Annotated in this window: 11 protein-coding genes and 1 pseudogene; 8 read left to right on the top strand and 4 right to left on the bottom strand. The window is 68.0% G+C overall.

Annotated features, from left to right (window positions below):
- Positions 1–73: 73 nt before the first annotated feature.
- A complete protein-coding gene (locus tag E1288_RS43085) occupies positions 74–6,214 on the top strand; it encodes a hypothetical protein (RefSeq protein WP_132494666.1) in 6,141 nt (2,046 codons plus the stop codon).
- A gap of 560 nt (positions 6,215–6,774) precedes the next feature.
- Here E1288_RS43085 and E1288_RS43080 read toward each other — a convergent pair.
- From E1288_RS43080 to E1288_RS43075, 3 genes are all read right to left on the bottom strand, one after another.
- On the bottom strand, positions 6,775–7,614 hold the full coding sequence (locus E1288_RS43080; RefSeq protein ID WP_132494664.1) for an arylamine N-acetyltransferase family protein: 840 nt from the start codon (positions 7,612–7,614) through the stop codon (positions 6,775–6,777).
- Between the two features lie 336 nt (positions 7,615–7,950).
- A complete protein-coding gene (locus E1288_RS47615; RefSeq protein WP_165968574.1) occupies positions 7,951–8,103 on the bottom strand; it encodes a hypothetical protein in 153 nt (50 codons plus the stop codon).
- 8 nt (positions 8,104–8,111) lie between these two features.
- Entirely contained in the window at positions 8,112–8,351 is a 240-nt protein-coding gene (locus E1288_RS43075; RefSeq protein WP_132494662.1) for a zinc finger protein, read from the bottom strand.
- 396 nt (positions 8,352–8,747) lie between these two features.
- Here E1288_RS43075 and E1288_RS43070 point away from each other — a divergent pair.
- The 4 genes and pseudogenes from E1288_RS43070 to E1288_RS43055 all read left to right on the top strand — a co-directional run bounded on the left by E1288_RS43070 (position 8,748) and on the right by E1288_RS43055 (position 11,476).
- Positions 8,748–9,622, top strand: a pseudogene (locus E1288_RS43070) (Scr1 family TA system antitoxin-like transcriptional regulator).
- A 22-nt stretch (positions 9,623–9,644) separates the two neighbouring features.
- Positions 9,645–10,022, top strand: a complete 378-nt coding sequence (locus tag E1288_RS43065; protein ID WP_132494660.1) for a DUF397 domain-containing protein — start codon at positions 9,645–9,647, stop codon at positions 10,020–10,022.
- A gap of 205 nt (positions 10,023–10,227) precedes the next feature.
- Entirely contained in the window at positions 10,228–10,803 is a 576-nt protein-coding gene (locus E1288_RS43060) for a hypothetical protein (RefSeq protein WP_132494658.1), read from the top strand.
- A gap of 184 nt (positions 10,804–10,987) precedes the next feature.
- The gene (locus E1288_RS43055; protein WP_132494656.1) at positions 10,988–11,476 is read left to right on the top strand and encodes a hypothetical protein; all 489 of its coding nucleotides are present in this window, start codon (positions 10,988–10,990) and stop codon (positions 11,474–11,476) included.
- Between the two features lie 25 nt (positions 11,477–11,501).
- Here the strand turns inward: E1288_RS43055 and E1288_RS43050 are convergent, their stop codons facing one another.
- Positions 11,502–11,753 (bottom strand): Smr/MutS family protein, encoded by a 252-nt coding sequence (locus E1288_RS43050; protein WP_132494654.1) that lies wholly within the window; start codon positions 11,751–11,753, stop codon positions 11,502–11,504.
- A gap of 172 nt (positions 11,754–11,925) precedes the next feature.
- On the opposite strand from E1288_RS43050, the gene E1288_RS47610 reads away from it, so the two are divergent.
- The 3 genes from E1288_RS47610 to E1288_RS43035 are packed head-to-tail and all read left to right on the top strand — an operon-like array spanning position 11,926 to position 18,640.
- A complete protein-coding gene (locus E1288_RS47610; protein WP_165968573.1) occupies positions 11,926–14,646 on the top strand; it encodes a hypothetical protein in 2,721 nt (906 codons plus the stop codon).
- Positions 14,647–14,666: 20 nt separating this feature from the next.
- Positions 14,667–15,575 (top strand): hypothetical protein, encoded by a 909-nt coding sequence (locus E1288_RS43040; protein ID WP_132494652.1) that lies wholly within the window; start codon positions 14,667–14,669, stop codon positions 15,573–15,575.
- On the top strand, positions 15,560–18,640 hold the full coding sequence (locus E1288_RS43035; RefSeq protein ID WP_132494650.1) for an AAA family ATPase: 3,081 nt from the start codon (positions 15,560–15,562) through the stop codon (positions 18,638–18,640). The genes E1288_RS43040 and E1288_RS43035 overlap by 16 nt, the downstream gene beginning before the upstream one ends.
- The last annotated feature ends 164 nt before the right edge of the window (positions 18,641–18,804 follow it).

Raw genomic sequence — 18,804 nt, 5'->3', positions numbered from 1 at the left:
GTCGGGGGCGGTCTATGACGGGGTGGCGCGGGTGGTGTGGCTTCGGGCTAGGTGGGGCGAGGCCGCTGAGGTGGTGTTCAAAAAGATCCTGACTGGTTTGGTGGCTGAGCAGGCGGCCGCGGGGGCACCGTCACAGACGCAGGAACAGGTGTGGGGATCGGCTGAGGCGGGGCAGCGTTGGACGGGGCCCGGCTGGACCTCGGCGCGGGTGTTGTCGGCGTTGGACGACGTGTCCGGGTTGCCGCCGGTGGACAGCTTTTTGTTTCCGGCGTTGATCGGCGGGCTGTTGCCGGAGGAACTCACCAGGGACGAGTACGACGCTGTGGCGCGGATCGTGTGGCATCGGACCAAGCAGGGCGAAGAGCAGCTCCCCGCGGTGGTCGACGAGATCGTGAGCGGTCTGGCCGCCGGGCGGGAACCGGCCGGCCAGCAAATGACGGTTCCCGCTCGGGAACAGACGGCCGGGTTCGGTGGCGGCGCCGGCGGTAGTGCGGTCACCGGCGGTTTCCCGATCCGCAGCCTTGAGGGCGATCCTGGGGTGGGGCCGTCCGGGCCTCGTGTCGGCGGGCCGGGGCCGGAAGAGGCCACGGGTGAGTGGTCTGGTTGGCCGGAGACGCCGGGGCCGCGGTTGCGGTGGGATCGGGATCTCGTTTTGGGGATGGCGGCTCGACTGGCGGCTGGGGACCGTCGTCGGTCCGAGCCGGAGGATGCGGTTCTCGCGGATGCGGTGCGGGCGGCGTATGAGCGGTTCGATGAGCCAAAGCGCGGTCTCGAAACCCGGAAGTTCTTGGGTCGTCGTAATTTGGCCGATGCCGTCCAGGTGATCGCCGCGCATGCCTGGAAGGGGCGTGCGGAGCTGTGGTCGTTCTTGCCTCCGACGTTGCCGCGTGATCTGAACGCGTTTGTGCGAGCGATCTCGAACGTGGTCGCGCAGGACGTGAAATGGGCGATGGAGGATCCGGTCGCGGCCGCACACATGGGTGCCGGCGATGGCGGGGTGGTGCGCGAGCTGGTGATTCGGCGGGCGGTCGGCCAGGTCTTGTCCGGTTTGAGCGAGGTGGCCCGGAAGTTCACGGATCTGGACGGCCTCCCTGCCGACGTCCGGCAGGAGCGCGCGACGCAGTTGGCGGCGGCGCGGCGGGCCGTGGGAGACGGCATCGATCCGGCGCAGCTGTTGGACAATGGCTTGACCTTGGAGCAGGTCGCGCTTGTGGTGGCGGATCAGGTGGATCCGTCGCGTGCGGAGGAATCCGCGGGCGAAGCGGCGCAGCAGTGGGCGCAGGCGTTGTCTGTTGGCCCTCCGGCGTCCGGGCAGGCCGGGGCGCTGGTCGGGGATGTGCACGCCGTCGAGCCAGAGCCGCCGGTAGCTGTCGACGCACCGCGCGATGCGGGGGATGGCGTCAAGGAGTCCTCGCCCGATGCGCTGGATCTGCAAGGCATGAAGCCGGACAAGGCTCCGGACCGGGCGGGATTGCGGAATGACTGGCTGAACGACGAGGAGCATCCGCGGAGCCTGGACCCGGGGGATGAGGCCGCGCGGCGGCGGTGGGAAGCGGCACAGGACCTGCATTTCGCGGACGACAACGAGCGCACGCGGTGGCGCGACGGGCTGGAGTCGTGGGTGGCCAAGCTGGGGACGGATGAGGCCTCGCAGGCAGTGGTGCCACCGTCGAGCCAGCCGGCGCGGGGATTGCCTACCCCGGCGGAGAGGCTTGGCAGGCAGGCATTCGACATTGAATTGCTTCGGCCGGAGGAGGGGTGGACGGCTGAGTTTGTGGTGCGGAAGGTGAACGAGTGGACGGGGCCGTTCGAGGCGGGTGTGTGGTCGCGTGCGGTGGGGTTGGTGCGGGATGCGGCGCCGGGTTCGCTTGGCGGCCGTGAGTGGGCCGATAGCCCGGTGGGTGCGGATGTGGCGAGGATCGCCGCCATCGCGATGTCGTGGACCGGTCGGCCCCTGTCGGACGCGGCGCGGTCCTATGCGGACGAATTGGTCCGGGAGATCGTCACCGATCTGCTGGAGTTGCCGAACCCGCCGGTGGTGACCCGGGATGCGTTCAGCCGGGAGGAGGCGCTTCGGTGGGTCGCTGTCAACGACGGTTTCGCGTCGCAGGTGGCGGGGTTGGCGCACCATGCGGGCGGGTTGCGGCACCACGAGGACTACTTCTACACCTGTGTGCTGGCCACGGCGGCGGCGTACAACTCGCGCAAGCGGGGGGAGTTGTACTCCTTCGGCCCGACGACGCAGCGGGAGTTCACGGAACAGGACGTCAGAGAGGCGTTCAAGATCGATGAATTCGTGCCCTACGACAAGGCCAGTCTGCTCTGGCAGCAACTGCGCAAGCTGCCTGACAGGTATTCCGGTCTGATTCTCATCAAGAACAGCGAAAAGCCCAACGAAAGCCATCTGATCGAGGTGCGGCGAACCCTCCGCCGCCGACTGGACATCATGGACAGGCGGACGGGGCTGCCGGCCGAATTGCCCGACGGCGACCAGTACACCTTCAAGCTCGGTGAGATCGTCGAGAGCAGGCTCACCGACGGGCTCGTCGAGTTGGACGGGCTGCAACCGGCACCTGTCGACCGGCCCGATCCCGGCCGGCTCGTGCGTGAGATCGGCGAGGGCAGGCGGGACAAGGTCCGGCTCGGCTATCAGCCGACGCTGAAGGCAATCCTGAACGAGATCAGCCTGGCCAGGATCGCCAGCTTGGGCATGGACGTCGGCCAGGTGGCCGGAATGATCGAGCGCCGCTACAACGCGGAGGCCGCGTCGCAGGTCAAACCGGTCGACGAGATCGTGTGGGATGTCGCGCACGACCTGAAGGTCGTCAAGCACCGGTCGCCGAGCCTGCCGGAGCCGGTGGACGTGCCGGTCAACAACGAGGCCGGCGACCCGGCTGCGGCAGCGGGCACAAGGCCGTGGCTGTATGGGATCGAGCTGTTCGAGAAGATGCACGCGGATGTGCGGCGCGGTGAGACGGTGCACGTACTTGGCGACGGAACCGTGGGCACGCGGACCTACCGGGTCGTCGCTGCGGGAGCTGCCGAGCAAGCCGCGAACACGGTGGGCGAGCAGGTGCGTGCGGGGTTCGACTATGCGCGCGCCGTGCACCTCGCCGGGCAGTCGCGACCAGAGGATCTGCCGGCCGGCGAGGATCTCGCCATCGTCACCGAGCCGGGGTTCGCGGGGATCGTCCCGCCGCACGAGGCCGACCCGGCGACCGAACAGGTGAGGATCTCGGTCCAGGAGGACTTCAGAGCCAACCCGCCGGAGCAACCGGCGGAGGCACCGGAGGTCTGGACCGTCGAGGACGTCAAGGCTCTGGCCGAGGAAGTCAGCGCCACCAGCGGTGACCGGCATTCGGTAATGCGGATGGTGCTCGCCGAAGCCAGCATGAGACTGCTGGTTGACATGGTGGATGTGCAGCAATTTGCCAAGGCGGTCATATGGCACCACCGCGGAGACATCCGGGACCGTTCCGCCGTCCGTGCCACGGTGAAGAAGATCGCGGCCGATCTCAAGGCGAGCAAGGCGGACGGGCGACTGATCAACGACTCGACGACGGTCACGTTCGAGGACAGTCGTGGCACCGCGCTCTCCGGCAGGGATGTGGTTACCGCGTCCAACGTTGGCCTGACATGGATCGACAAGGCGTTCCCCGGCGATCGAGAGCGCGACGGAGCCGACTCCACGAAAAACGCATCGAGTGCGAGTTCCGGAGTGGAGCCGGTCCCCGCCGCTGTGCGGCGGAATCTGCCACGGATCGTGCTGCATGTCTACGGGGACGCGAGCGAGCGCGACCCCCACAGTGGACAGACCAAGGCGGAACAGGTCGTCGCAATGATCGTCGATGCGGTGGGCTCCGTGCGCAAGCTGTATCTCGCGAGCGGCATACCGCTGTCGGGGGCCCCGGACCCACGGGATCTCCCAGTGACGGTGGTGTCGCACGGAGAGGACGAGTTGCGGGCGATGCCGGAGTCGTCGGCGAACCTCCTGCGGCGGCAGGTGCGGATCGAGCTTGACGACTCGACTCCGCGGGCCGAGAGCGAAAGGTTCGACACGTGGCTGCAGAACCAGCCGGACGCCTTCCCGGTCCGTGACCTGAGCGAGCAGTGGAAGGAGGAGCCCCCGGTCGCGCCGAGAACGGAGGAGGAGCGACGGTTCCCGCAGTTGCCGGATGACCAGCGCCTCGATGAGCAGTCGGAGCTCATGGTCGCGCTGAATTCGAATGAAGGCGGGCCTGGCGTCACCCCGGCCGTCTATCAGGGCATCCGCGGCGCCCTCGAGTTGCAGAGGAACTTCCACGGCGATGACGCCAAGTCATTCGTCACTTTCTCGCCACAGACGGATTCCGGCATCGAAGGGCTGGCCGCGATCATCGCGCGAGTGCGTGGCGCTGGTGCAGGCACGTTCTCCGTCATGCTCGGGTATGGCGCGTCCTCCAGGGGGCGTGTCCGGGTTCTGCTCAACCTGGGTCGAGACGAAAAGGGCGATCAGGTGTACATCGTCGATCCCGCGAACGGGGACAAGCTCAGGGTCGAGAACCTGGAAACGGCTCCCCGCAAGGAATTCGAGAACCGGCAGAAGGACGGGGTCACGGTTCGGCAGGAGGTGTGGAGGCATGCGGTCCGCTCTGTGTCGGTGAGCGACGAGAACTCCGTGCGTTGGGAGATCAAGGAGATCCGGCAGAGCCGCTCCGAGTCCTGGATGAGGATCCAGAATCCGGTCACCCGCGAGGAAATGCCGCATGACGATCTGCCCGGACTCTTGAAGCTCTACGAGGTCACCGTCGACGCCCGGGGCAACCAGGTGATCGTCGCCCCGGCGGAGCCGAGGTACAGGCAAATCACCGACGCACCGGCCACGGCGTCTCAGTTCGGGGGTCTGCGGTCGGTCAAGGCCGAGGGACTCGTCGAAGCGCTCAAGGCGTACGAGAAGCACAGCCGGAATCCGTCGGATGTCATCGCAGGGCACGCGCTGGAGCAGTTCGGGATCGGCGACGTCGGGGTGCGCGAGGTGCGCCAGCGGATGATGATCGCCAAACACGGCGATCCGGGGCGGCCGGGCCCGTTCGCGATCATGTTGGTGCACGCGATCGAGGAACCCCGTCCGGAGGCCGAGGTCGGTTCCCATCGTCGGAAGGGGCCGCCTGGGCTGGTGCTGCCACGCGCATACGTCGTGCGTTTCGACGGCGATGAGCTGACGATCGTGGACCCCCGGACCGGGGTAGTGGCGTCGCCGGCGGACTTCGGCCACGCCGGCGTGATCGAGGCGGCCGGTATTCCGGTGTCCACGCTTGTGGCGGACCCGGTCGACGCCGGCGGCGAGTACGTCAGCCCACTGGAGAAGCCCGGTGACGCCGGGAATTCCGGTGCGCGAGTGGGCGGCGGGCCGGGCGACGAGCCGGTGACGGAGGACGACCCTAACCGGCCGTTCGGTGCCGGACCGTCGGGCTCGGGCGGTATCGCGAAGTTGCGGGCGGAGTGGCGCGCGGAGGTCGAGCGTGCCAAGGAGGTGGCGGAACCCGGCGATGTTGCGGCGGCCGACATGGTTGTGCGGCACACGCACGATGTCATCAAGTTGGCTCGCAACTATGCTCGCGTGTCCTTGGCGGATGTGGTGGCACTCGTCGCTGCTCAGCACCCCGGCCGCAGCCCCGAAAACCGTGCCCGGGCCACCGAGTTCTCCCGGACGCTGGCGGAAAAGCTTGGCACGCAAGGCAACAGCCTGCGCATCCACGCCGGAGCAGGGAGCTCCAAGCCGTCGGGAGTCGACTTTGCATGGGTCGCGGAAAGCGACTGGAGCAGTATCGTGGAGGTCTCACGCGAACATGTGTTCAAGTCTACGAACCGGGCGCCCGCCGACGTCACGACGAATGGCTTTATCGGCGGTAACGACAGGATTACGACCATCCACGATCACACCTATGCGGCCTCCCGCGACCAATACGTGTCGACAACCGAAGATCCGAATTATCATCACAAGAACGCTCTCTACCGCTACATGATTGACCCGCCGGTTACTGGGATCTCGGTGGCGGAAACCCTGAAAGCGCAGAACAAGTATTATTGGGTTCCGTGGGAGCGAGAAGTTGTTTATCTTCACATTCGAGGCGAGGATATTGTTGGGTGGTATGAGTATAGGGAAGATCCGAATTCCCTTTCCGGTATTTCCCTGGTAGGGTTCTTCTATAATGAGGGTTATCGCGGAAACTGAGACGCTTCTCCGGTGCTGTGAGTACTCGGCCCGAAGCACGCTTCGAATCCGGTCAAATCGCCTGTGGTGTGCGCAGTCGAAGCCACCTGGCCACGTCAAGCGATTCGCTCGCATTCGGCGCAGATCGCGTCATCGCCGACGCGGCGCTAACCGAGCTCGATGGCCGCCCCCGGTGCAAGGACTAGGGGGCAGACTCGACTGGGGTCCACCGAAACCCGCCACACGCATCACCGATCATGTTGACCTGCCGGAATTCATTGCGGCGTCGAAGGCGTTGGATGATTCGGTCTTTGAGCTCGTGGTCGATTCGGGCCCAGAAGGGCGGCTCGGTGAATCGCCAGGCGTGGTTGTCGGTGGTTGGGGTGTCGTCGGGTTCGGGGTCGACTGGGTGCCGTCGGGCCACCGCATGGGAGGGATCACCTCGGCCCGGGCCGAGGTGACCGCGTCGGACAGCGCAGTGGGCCAGGACCACGAAGGCGGCTCCGGCCACCACCCGTAAGACCGCAGTCGGTGCCGGAACCGCTGCACCAGGACGTGAACTGGTGCCTGACCGTCGGGTACTAGGCGTTGATCACTTCGTCGCTCGCGTGGCCCTCGTGCTGCTCGACGAGCCGCTGCCACAGTCGATCGCGCTCATCGCCGGTGAACAGCGTCCTCTGGATCCCGAACACGTCACCTGCCGCCGTCCACCATGCTTCGGGGGATTCGAGTATTTCTTCGGCACCGTGGCGGTTCAAGGTCAAAGCCTTGAGAGTGTCGACGCCTGTCGCGTCGCGGCGCATCAGCATGCAGAGGCGGACAAAACCCGACTCCGGCGCTGTCGACAGCCACACCCACTTTTCCGCGAAGTCGGCCATCTTCGCGACGCCGGGCGCAACGTCGAAACCGACAAAGGCACCCGCCGGGTCGTGGTCGAACCGCCAGCCGCCCGGTGCCACCTCGGACGGCCGGATCCGGTAGGTGTAACGGCCCTGGTCATACGAACCTTCGCGCAGCTGTAGCGGCAAATGGAAGCCGTCTCCCAACCCGACGTCCACCAGCCACGCCGCTTCCGGGTCTTCCGGCAGGCCGGTGATGGTCAGCGCCAGGTGATTCCGGCTGATTTTCGGCGGATCCTCCGTGCTGTGCTGCACTCCGCCAAGATGGCGGGTGACCTGGTAACCGAGCTCGCGCAGCAGCGCGGAGAAGGCGCCATTGAGGTGGTAGCAGCCGCCACCGCGGCCCTGCAGTATTCGCGCTGTCGAGGCCGACGGATCCAGCGAGGGCGGCTGTCCGAACTGGAGATCCAGCATCTCATACGGCACCCGTTCGACGTGTGCCGCCTGCAACCTCTGCAACGCCGCCAGGCTCGGCGGTTCACGTTCGAGACCAAGTCGTGCCAAGTAGCCGAGTACGTCCACGGCGGGAGTATAAGATCCTCCGGGTGCGAACGGGAACCTTTTGTTGCGCGAACGGGAACCTTCTGTTGGTCGCCCCCCTGCGGGGCGCGAGAGTGACGGGGACGCACCAAGGATCGAGCCCGGCCTCGTTCTTGGCCTGGTGGAAACACTCCTCGATCCGCCAGCGGGCCTGGCGATTCCACTGCCGTTGCAGTATTAGGTAGGACCGCGTACGCGGATTCGTGCTGACGGAACAGCGAGCGGCCGGACGGTGTGTCGGGGGGGACGTCCACTCCGCCCGGCCGCGCGGCTCGATGCCGCCGCGAGTAGGGGAGGTCGCGGCATCGGGCCGGGTTTTTAGAGCGCGCGAAGGCGCTGGATGATTCGGTCTTTGAGCTCGTGGTCGATTCGGGCCCAGACGGGCGGCTCGGTGAACCGCCAGACGTGGTTGTCGGTGGTCGGGGCGTCGTCGGGTTCGGGGTCGACTGGGGTGCCGTCGGGCCACCGCATGGGAGAGGTCACCGCGGCCAGCCCTTCATTTCTTTGAGCAGCGCGTTGCAGTCTGGGCATGTCCGGGCGTGAATCCAGTCCATTTCGGACGGCGTGGCCAGGGCGAAGGTGTTGCCGCAGAACGCTTCGTCGGCTGTGCCGGCGTCCAGGCGGGTGCCGGCGAAAGCGTGCCGCACGAGGCCGTAGGCGCTGGACTCGTCCGGCACTGGCAACCAGAAGTAGCGCTGCCGCGCCTGGGGCTGAGGCATGAGAACTCCAGTGTTCGAGGGTTGTAGGGGTGGCGGGCGGCGCGCGGAGCCCGAGAGGGCGCGCGGTGTCGGGGGCACCGCTCGGTCTCGACGCAGCGCCGCCCGCCTCATATGCCCGGTCCGTCCCGTCGGGAGGGGGCACGGACGGCCCGGGCAGGTCTCAGAGGTGCTGAAGGTCGATCGGGGTGGTCGGGGCTGACAACGGGCGTTTCTCCAATCGGCGATAGTCTTCGGCGTCAGTCGCGGGTAACCTCATGCTGGATTCCGACATGAGGCAACCATAAGTAGATAATCAACCTTTGACTAGCCGCCTGATCGGGTGGGCTTGGGCGATACCCTTCGTTGCGAAGGGAGGCAGCTCACGCAGGCCCGCACGTCTACTGAGAGGCAGCCACGATGGCAACCATCCGTACGGCAAAGAAGTTGCTGCTCGGACGCGAGATCGCGCACATGATCGATACTGCGGGCGTCTCGCAGACTGAAGCTGCCAAGTTGATCGAGACGAGCCAGAGCCGGATCAACGCGCTCATCGGCGGCACCGGCGCCATCGCGCCTGGTGACTTGATGCTGTTGGCGTCAAAGCTCGGCTTCACAGACGAGGGCTACCAGGAAGCGTTGCGCGAAATGCGGCGCGACAACCACAAGCGGGGCTTCTGGAGTGCAGGGCACAACCGCGCCTACGGCGAGGACGTGCGGCTGCTGGTCGATCTTGAGAAACACGCGGATCAGATTCGCTGGTCCCAGGTCGAAGTCATCCCTGGACTGCTGCAGTGCGCAGCGTACGTACGGGCCATGTATGCGGATCTGCCTGAGGTCGAGGGCTTGACGCTCGACGAGCGTGTGAACGCCCGTCTTGCCCGACAAGACATCCTCGACAAGTCCGAGCCGCCGTCTTTGCAGTTCGTGCTTTCCGAGTCCTGCTTGCGTCGGATGTGGGGTGGCGGGCGTGACGTCATGCGCGAGCAGCTTGACCACATGATCAAGCTCTCGAACCGGGAGAACGTCATGATCCAGGTGATGCCCTACGAGTCCGCTCCTGGGCGGAAGTCGCCGATCGGTAACCACTTTGTGCTGCTTCGTGTTCCTTCGCCGGGCCAGGCTGGACCGCTGGAACTGGCGTATGTCGAAGGGTGGGCGAGATTCGATACATCGATGACAAGAAGGCGCTCGCTGCGCACGACACTGCTTGGGCGCGACTGAGTGCTGCCGCTCTGAGCTTTGCCCAGACCCGTAAGTTCCTTGCGCAGGTCGCACGCGAGTTCAAGGAATAAATCCAAGTATCAAGGAGCCCGCATGAGCACCACTCCGCCGTTATTTGCTGAAGGTGAGTTCCGCAAGGCCACCCGCAGCCAGCCCGATCAGTCGTGCGTACGGGTGGCCCGCCGGGATGGTTGGGTCGAGCTGCGTGACGACAAGACGGTGTTCGGCGCGCCGGATGATCACCGATTGGTGTTCACCGCCGAGGAGTTCGATGCCTTCTTAGCCGGTGCTCGGGAAGGCCGGACCGAGGGGCTGTGCCTGGAGATCACCCGCCGCGACGCGGACGGCATGCACGTGTTCCGCCGGCGCGGCTGGGCTGCCGTGGAGCTGGTGTTCACCGAAGCCGAACTGCTGGCGTTCCAGGACGGCATCACCAACCACGAATTCGACGCAATCGCCTACGCCGCATAGGTTTTCCGCTGTCGCCCGCGTGTAAAGCCGTGAGTGTTTTGGGGCGGTATGGCACCCCAAAACACTCACGGCCCCACCGCTGCCGCTGGCCGCGTTCCCTTGGCGCGGCGGAAAGGATCATTGACAACACCGTGCTGGCGCTGTCAACCTCCTCCTCTTTGGATCGCGGCGGTAGCGCCGCATCCGCGAGGGCACGGAGGCCCGCATGACATCCATCCACAGCCGTTCCCGTCACCGTGGTGCCGCCCTGACGGCCGTCTTGGCTCTGGCGGCCACGGCCGTCGTGGTGAGCCCGGCCCCCGCCCAGGCCGCCCCCGGTGACCTGTTCTGCCCGGACTCCAATGGCTATGTGGTGTTCCAGCCGCCGCTGCAGTCCGGTGTTACCTCGACCGTCACCGCCCATGTCTCCACCAACAACCCCACGCCATGTCACTCGCCCAACGGCAGCCACCCCGAGCTGGACTGGTACGACGAGGCGGTGAACGGCACCGCCACGGTGAGCGGCGTCGTCGATGGTGGCGGCATCTGCAACCTGCTGTTCACCCTCACCGGCACCGGAAGCCTTACCTGGTCCGACGGCACCACCAGCGACGACGAGATCACCCTCCAGACCGACCCCGCCAAGCCCCAGACCCTGGGCGGCAGCGCCACTATCACCCGCGGCACCCTGCAGGGCGACACCGTTACCATCGTCGAGGGCGTCGTCACCACCAACGCCGACTGCGCCACCGCGGGACTGTCCCGCCTGGACTTCCATCAGGCCTCCAACACCTTCTCCTGATCGCCCGATTGGGCAGCACCGGGAGGCCGCCGCACCGTGAACCTCCCCGGGGCGCTGCGGGGCGGCGTTGCGTGAAGGGCACTTTCGTTCTGTCCCAGCCCGGGATTGATTGAACCGGATGCCGCTCGGCATACGTGTGCTGGCCAACAGGACCGCGCACCGAGAAGGCAGTTGGAGGGACTCCGTGAGCGAGTTCGAGCGGATGGAGCAGCGGAAAGCTCAGGATGAGCAGTTGATCCGGGAGTGGGAACGCGCCAACGGCAGCGAGCATGTGCGGCACGTGCGTAACTTCGTCGAGCACGTGCGCCGGGACATTGGCGTCAACGGCGTCATCGGTCAGGTCGACATCAAACCGGTCGACGGAGGGATCGAGGTCGTCGCTGGGTATCGCATGGAGTCGGACCCGGTCGATGGTCTGCCAACTTTGCGCCCGTCGGTGTCGAGTCCGGATTCGTCCCGGCCAGACTGCGCTGGCGCGGGCGCCTGCGGAGTGGGTGAAGTGAGCACACCCCTGATGAAGAGTGTCGAACCGCTGTCTGACCTCGTGTTCCCGGGCGGGTCGGCGACGCAACCGGACTGGGGTGGTCCAGGCGGTGCCGGCGCGGTCGCCGATGTCGCCGATGTCGAAGGTCAGCAGGCCAGTGCGACTGGGTGGAGCGGGCCCCAGTCCTGATCTCTGCACCGCAACCGCGCCGGCGTCAGAAGTGCACCAGCACCCGGCCGTCGTTGTTCGGATCGACCTCTACGGAACGGTAAAGGCGCTTGAGATGCGCCGCACCTAGCATCTTCACGACCCGGTTCTGCAGCGTTGCCTTCCCTTTGCCGACGATGATCTCGGCCATCGGGATCCGCTCGCGTGCGGCCCGGAAGATCACATTGCGCACCGCCTGATCGATGTCGCGGTCGCTGCGGAAGATCGGGTGCAGATCGACCGTGATCTTGTCGGCCATGAAGAACTCCTTCTAAGTACGTGACGGGCGGTAGCGCTGCAATCGACACCGCGCTACCAGCACGTTGGGAAGCCGGTCGGGGGTTCATTCGGGCAAAGCCAGCAGCGGGTTCGCGGTGCGATGAACCCTAGCGCTGTGTGTGGCCGTGTCCATGACGGTGAAGGGAGGCACGGTGGACGCGCCGATCGAGGTCGAGCGGGTTCGGCACGCTCTCGTGGTCAGCCGTTCGAAGACTGACGACGAAGCTGTCGCTCTCGCTGAGGCACTGCCGCAGGAACGCGGCCGCACCACGGTGGTGGTCGGCGCGTCGGCGCTGGCTGCGGTGGCGCAGCTCGATCCGTGGGTGGTGGCGGACATCGCCGGGGCGACCACACGCAACTTGCGAATCCTCGCGCCGAGCCTGTCGTCGGTGGCCGAGGACGGCTCGCCATTGCCGGGACGGACATTGTCGGAGTGGCTCGGCGTCGAGGTCGTCGTGCCGGCCGGCGTCCCGCGCACCCTGGCGGACGGGAGCCTGTTCGTGCCCGGCTCCGGCCCTGGGTGGGTCGCCTACCGTTCGGGGCGGCCGGGTGTCCCGCTCGGGCCACGGCTGCCGAATCCGGAATGGCAACGCCCGCTGGCCATGCCGTTGCCGGAGGGCGTCACGCAGATTCCGCTCGGGCTGTGGGTTCGCGGTCCGGGGAGCCCGGAGCGGCCCGACGACCAGCTGTCCACGCGACCACCGGACCCCGATCGGATGTACGTCGTCATCGGCGCTCCCGGCGAGCAAGCTCCGTCACCGGCGGCTGTGGCCGCTGTGTTGCGCACGCTGCCAGACGAGGTACGTGAGCGCGCGGTGCTGGCGGAGTACGGCGGCCGGGGTGTGGCCAGTGCCGTGGCTGACGAACTTGGCGTGCCGGTGCGCGCGGCGCACGGTGTTCCCCTTGAAGGGCGCCCGGTGCTTCTTGACGAATCGGGCCGTCCGTTGTGGCGCCCGTTCGCGGTGGAAAGTGTGTATCTACCCGGGCGTGGGCCGGTGCTGGACCGTTGGGTCGCGCCAGGCCCTGCGATGCCGTTGGCTGCCCCTGGTTCGTATCGGCTGGCCGATGGGTGGCGGGTCGACGTCGTGGCGCGCGGGCTGCTGGTGCGCCCGGACTCGCAGGCCCCGCGCCCGGAGTGGCTGGCCGAGCCAGGACCGCACGCTGACCTGGTGCTGGCTGCTGACTCCGCGGTGCCCGCAGAGGTGCTGTCGGCGCTGGACGGTCTGATCCACGGCCTGCCGGAGGATGCGCGGGAGCGCCTGCGGGTCGTTCCCGCATCCCAGCACGCCGCCGAGGCGGTCAGCCGGCTCGGTGCGGCACCGGGCGCGGAGCGCGGCGAGCCCGCGCAGGCGCCCCAGGCGCCCGCTGTGGCTGCGCCCCCCGTACGCGAGGCGCCGCGCGATAAGCGGCTGGTGGCGGGAATCGTGGTGACGGCGGACGGCCGGATGCTGCCCGCCGAGCCGATCGTCGCCAGTTCGGTCAGGGACTTCCGGCCCCCGGCAGCACCCGGTGTGATCGGCGCCCCGGTGCCTGCGGAGCCCGGCAAGCCCGCCACGCCGGTCGCGCCCGCCACGGTGTCGGCGACCACGCCGCCGCAGCAGCTTCCGGTGACCCCGGAAGCGGCACGCCCGCCGCAGCAGCTTCCGGCGACCCCGGAAGCGGCACGCCCGCCGCAGCAGCTTCCGGCGACCCCGGGAGTGGCCGAAGCCACCAACTCGTCCCGCCAGGAGCCTGCGGTACTCCCGAAGACCTCGGCCGGTACTCCCCCGCCGGTCGAGTCTGGCCCGCCAACAACGGGCCAGATCCCCGCCGGTGGGTCGGTTCTTCTCCCACCAGAACCGGCCCACCGCGGGGTCAGGGCTCCGTCGGAGCCGCCGAGTGACAGGCCGATGACCACAGTGGACCTGCCACAGCGGACCGAGACCGCGGCCGAGCCGCGGCGCCCGCAACCGCCCGCTGACCCGCCTGCATCGCTCCCGCCGCTGGTCGCCAAGGCCGGACGGGCGCCACGGGACACACCACCCGCCGACCCGCCAGCCGCACAGGCCGCGACGGTCGCCGCGCCACCTGAACCCGAAGCCAAGGTCTCGCCGACCCCAGCCCAGGAGCCGGCCGAAGCTCAGGAGCCGGTCGAGGAGCCAGCTCAGGCGGCGGTCGAGGAGCCGGTCGAGGAGCAGGTGCAGCGCCAACCGCGGCGAGAACCGCTCGAGGTACCCGCGGACGCACGCAGCACCCCCGAGCAGCGAAAGAACGTCCGCACCAGCCTCGGCTCGAAGTACGACGTGGCCACCCGCGCGGTCACCAAGCTGCTGTCCGAACGTCCGGGACTGCGGGCCGGCCGGGGCGAGGAGGCCGCGATGCTGGCGGAGCTGGCCGTGGTGCGGGTGTTCGGTGAGGAGCCGGGCGGCGATTACGACACCGATTTCCACGTGTGCCTGACCAGCGGCCTGCGCCGCCTTCCCACAGTGCGTGCCGTGGTCGTGCGGGGCATCCCCGACGACACGGTGCTGGCGCCGGGCGCGGTGGTGCGGTTGCGCGAGCCGGTGGTGGCGGCTCCGGTGGCGCAGCCACAGTCGGTGGGCGGGACGGAGGCGCTGATCTGGGTCTCCACCGCCCGTCGTCTTGACGGCCTGGTACGCAGCGTCGGTGCGGACGAGCTCGACATCTCCGGCGATGTGGTGCTGCCAGGTCAGACTCGGCTCAAGGTGCTGGGCGTGGAGGGCGGCTCGGTCCGCCGGATCCTGTTCGCCGAGGACGGTAGCGACGGCGAGGAGATCCTTGCCCGGCTCCGTGCCGCGGCCAAGGAACGCGCCGACGCCGAGCTGGACAAGACGGTGTCGGACCGGTGGTACGGCCCGTTGCACGCCGCATAGCCGGAAGGATGTTCCGCCGCATGGACGACCTGGCCGACGAGTACGAATCGCCGCGGCTCGCCGTCGATCTGGATCCGCACGAACGCCTCCTTGAGCTGGCAGGCCGCGCACCGGACGGCTGGCTGGCCGTTGCCCGCGAGGTGCTGGCCGGCGGCGACCGGCAACGGCTCAACGAGCTGGTCGGCGCGCTTCTGCCGCAGCTCGAAGGACGTCCCGTGGTGCGGTACCGGTTCGCGCCGGATGCCGATGGGGCCTGGGACGGGCCTGACCGCGCCGTCGTGGCGGCGGCGCGGGCCGCGCACGGCACGGCAGCATGCTGGGCGACGATGCGCGACGGCGTCGACCGCGTCTACCTGGTGCAGGCCGACGACGGTGTGAATCTGCCGGCCGTCACCCTGGCCGTTCAACGGGTCGCCGACGCCCAGCGCGATCCGCGCGTCGAGGTGTTCGCGGCGGGCACCGACCTGCCCGTCTACCACAAAACCGCGCTGCGCTCGGCAGTCCTGCTCTGGACTCGCGAACCGCCGGCGGAGGTGAAGATCGCGCGGACGTTCGACGGAGCGTCCGGCGACGAGGGTCCGTGGTTCGATTCCACGCACGAGCTCGTGGTCGACTCCACCGAGCGGCAACGGCTGCTGGACTTCCTCGGCAGCGGCGAGATCGTGCTGGAGACCGACCTGCGGATGACCGACCTGGTCTCCGGGTCGGCCGGTGCGGTGCCCGCCAGCCTGCGCTCCGACGGCGCGTGGGTGTGGTCGGACGCCTCCCGCTACTACCTCGACCGGCATCTGCTGGCGCCGGACGCCGCGCTCGCCGCGCATGCGTTGGCCAGCGGGCGAGCAAGCCGCATGACCCCACTGGACCGCTACCGCGTGTGCTCGATGCTGAACCCGGAGAACGAGGAGGGCCCGCTATGGCGAGCAGAATGACCGGCACGCGGTCGATGCTGGGAGTTTCGCCCAGTGAGCCGGAGTGCTTTCGCACCATCACCGACGCGATCGCCGCGGCGAAGGACGGCGACGTCATCTCGGTGCGGCCCGGCACCTACGCGGAATCGATCGTGCTGGATCGCGACATCACCATCTCCGGTGCGGGAGCACCCGGCCAGGTGCGGGTGGAGGCATCCGGCGATCCGGTGCTGCGGCTCGATGTCGAGCACGCGGCGGTTTCCGGCATCGAGTTGGCGCACCGCGACGGGGAGATCGCGGTGGATCTGCGGGCCGGAGTCCTTGAGCTCGACGAGTGTGTGCTGGCCGCCGAATCCGAGGTCGCCGTCGCGGCGCGGAGCCGCACGGAGCTGAAGGCCCGTGAATGCGAGCTGCGCAACCCGGGCGGCGCGGGCCTGCTGGTGTACGACAACGCCCGCGCCGAGCTGAACGTATGCACGCTCGCGTCCGTCTCGAGTACGGCCGTGGTATCTCGTACCGGCGGCACGGCGACGTTGGTGGACTGCGTGGTGACCGATGCCAACAGCGCACTGCTGGTGGCCGACCACGGCCGGAGCACGCTGCAACGCTGCCGGATCGACAAGATCGCCGATAACGCGATCGTCGTTGAACAGCACAGCCAGCTGAAGATGAACGACTCCGACATTTCCAATGTGCGGGGTGTGGTGCTGCTCGCGGCGGCCGAATCGATGCCCGTGCTGCGCGACTGCCGGATCAGCGACGTCGACGCGCAGGCCGTGGTGGCGATGCAGAACGCCACGGTCGAGCTGGAGCGGGTGGGGATCGCCAAGGCGGGCGGGCATTCGGTGCAGGTGTTGGACGGATCGACGGCCCACCTGTCGGCCTGCACCTTCACCGACGCCGGGCACGACGCGGTGTCGGCAAGCGCCGACGGCGTCGTGAAGCTCACCGGCTGCGACATCACCGGTGGCGCGGCAGGCGGGGTCGTCGCGGACGGCCAGGCCGAAGCCACGGTGTCGGATTGTCAGGTGACGCGGACGACGGGCCCGGCGTTGTCCGCCCGCGGCGAGTCCACGCTCGCCGTGGACGGTGGCATCCTCCGCGAGTGCGGCTCCGGCGCGGAATGGCACGGGCAGTCCGGCGGCGGGATGATTTCCTGCACCGTCCGCGACAACGTTCGTGACGGTGTCGCGGTGTTCAGCGACGAGCCGGTGGAGATCCGGCGGTGCCGCATCGATGGCAACGGCGACCAGGACACCCGGTTCGAAGGATCCAGCGTCATCTTCGACGACAGCGGCGAGCCGGGCGAGTCGCGCTTGCCGGTGGTCCAAGAGGAGTCCGGTAGGGCCGTTGATTCAGACGAGCCGCAGGACACCGGAGAACCCCGCCACGCCGACGAACTCGACAAGCTGCTGGCCGAACTGGACGACCTGGTCGGTCTGGATGGCGTGAAGCGCGAGGTGGAGACGCTGGTCCGGTTGCACCAGATGGCCGAGCGCCGCGCCGCGGCCGGTCTGCCGTCGCCGCCGATGTCGCAGCACTTGGTGTTCACCGGCTCCCCCGGTACCGGCAAGACGACGGTCGCGCGGTTCTACGGTCGCATCCTGGCTGCCCTTGGTGTGCTCCGGAAGGGGCAGCTGGTCGAATGCGCCCGGCCTGACCTGGTGGCTGCCGTGGTCGGCGGCACGGCGCTCAAGACCGCGGAGGTCTTCGAGAAGGCCCTCGGCGGTGTGCTGTTCATCGACGAGGCCTACACCCTGTCCCAGGGCGGTGGCGGCGGTGGCCCGGACTTCGGCCGGGAGGCGATCGACACGCTGGTCAAGCTGATGGAAGACCACCGTGACGACGTGGTGGTGATCGTCGCCGGGTACACCAACGACATGCGGCAGTTCCTGGCCGCGAACGCGGGCTTGTCCTCCCGGTTCTCACGCACCATCGACTTCGCCGACTACTCCTCGTCCGAACTGGTCACCATCGTCGAAGGGATGTGCCAGAACCACCACTACCAGCTGGAATTCGAGACCCGTTCCGCGCTGCACGGGTACTTCACGGCGTTGCCGCGCGACAGCTCCTTCGGCAACGGCCGCACCGCGCGCAAGGTGTTCGAGGAGATGGTCGGACGGCAGGCCTACCGGCTCGGCGACGACCGGTCGGTGACCGCCGCCCAGCTGACCCGGCTGCTGCCGGAGGATCTTGGGCCGCTGCCGGGGGCCGCCGTGGGGGCCGGCGCGGGCAAGATCGACGAGGAACGGGTCGAGCAACTGCTCGGCACCCTGCGCAGCCTGGTCGGGCTGGCCGAGGTGAAGGCCGAGGTCGCGGCGATGGTCGACCTGCTGGCGTCCGCGCGGCAGCGGGAGGCCGCCGGTCTGCCGTCGCCGCCGGTGAGCAGGCACCTGGTCTTCGCCGGGCCTCCGGGCACGGGTAAGACCACCGTTGCCCGGCTGTACGGATCGCTGCTGTCCGCGATGGGCGTGCTGGCGCAGGGGCAGGTCATCGAGGTCGCCCGGGCGGACATGGTCGGCGAGTACGTCGGCCACACCGCGCGCCGGACCACCGAGGCGTTCGACCGTGCCCGCGGCGGCGTGCTGTTCATCGACGAGGCGTACACGCTCTCCTCCGGTGGCAGCCGCGGCAGTGGGCCGGACTTCGGCCGGGAGGCGATCGACACGCTGGTCAAGTTGATGGAAGACCACCGTGACGAGGTCGTGGTGATCGCCGCCGGATATGAGCAGGAGATGGGCGGGTTCATCGCCGCCAACCCCGGTCTGTCCTCGCGGTTCTCGCACCGGGTGCGCTTCGCCGACTACACCGCCGACGAGTTGGTCACCATCTTCAACCAGCACGCCGCCGAGTCCGGTTACGAATGCACTGGGCCGTCCGTGGCGGCGTTGCGGGCGCATTTCGCGGCGGTGCAGCGGGGGAGTTCTTTCGGTAATGGTCGTTATGCTCGCCAGGTTCTGGATGTGGCGATTGCGCGGCATGCTCGCCGGACGCGGGGTTTGGTGAACCCGACGTTGGATGATTTGTGTGTGCTGCATCCTCAGGATATTCCAGGGCCGGTTCCGGTTGGTGAGCAGTCGGTGTAGTTGGCGCGAGTGCCGAGTTAGGGGTTAGGTAAGCTAAAAAGGGGCGGTTATGGCGATCATGTTCAGTGAGTTTGAGCGCCAGCTGTCCCTTTGGCTTACGGGGGATGAGCCGCCGCCTGTTAATGAGGATAAGGTGCGGGAGTTGGCGGCGGTGTGGCGGTCGC

The sequence above is a fragment of the Saccharopolyspora elongata genome, from assembly GCF_004348985.1.
GTDB classification, from domain to species: Bacteria; Actinomycetota; Actinomycetes; order Mycobacteriales; family Pseudonocardiaceae; genus Saccharopolyspora; species Saccharopolyspora elongata.
Note: the sequence above shows the minus strand (reverse complement) of the source record. Positions and strands in the feature narration are given on the sequence as shown.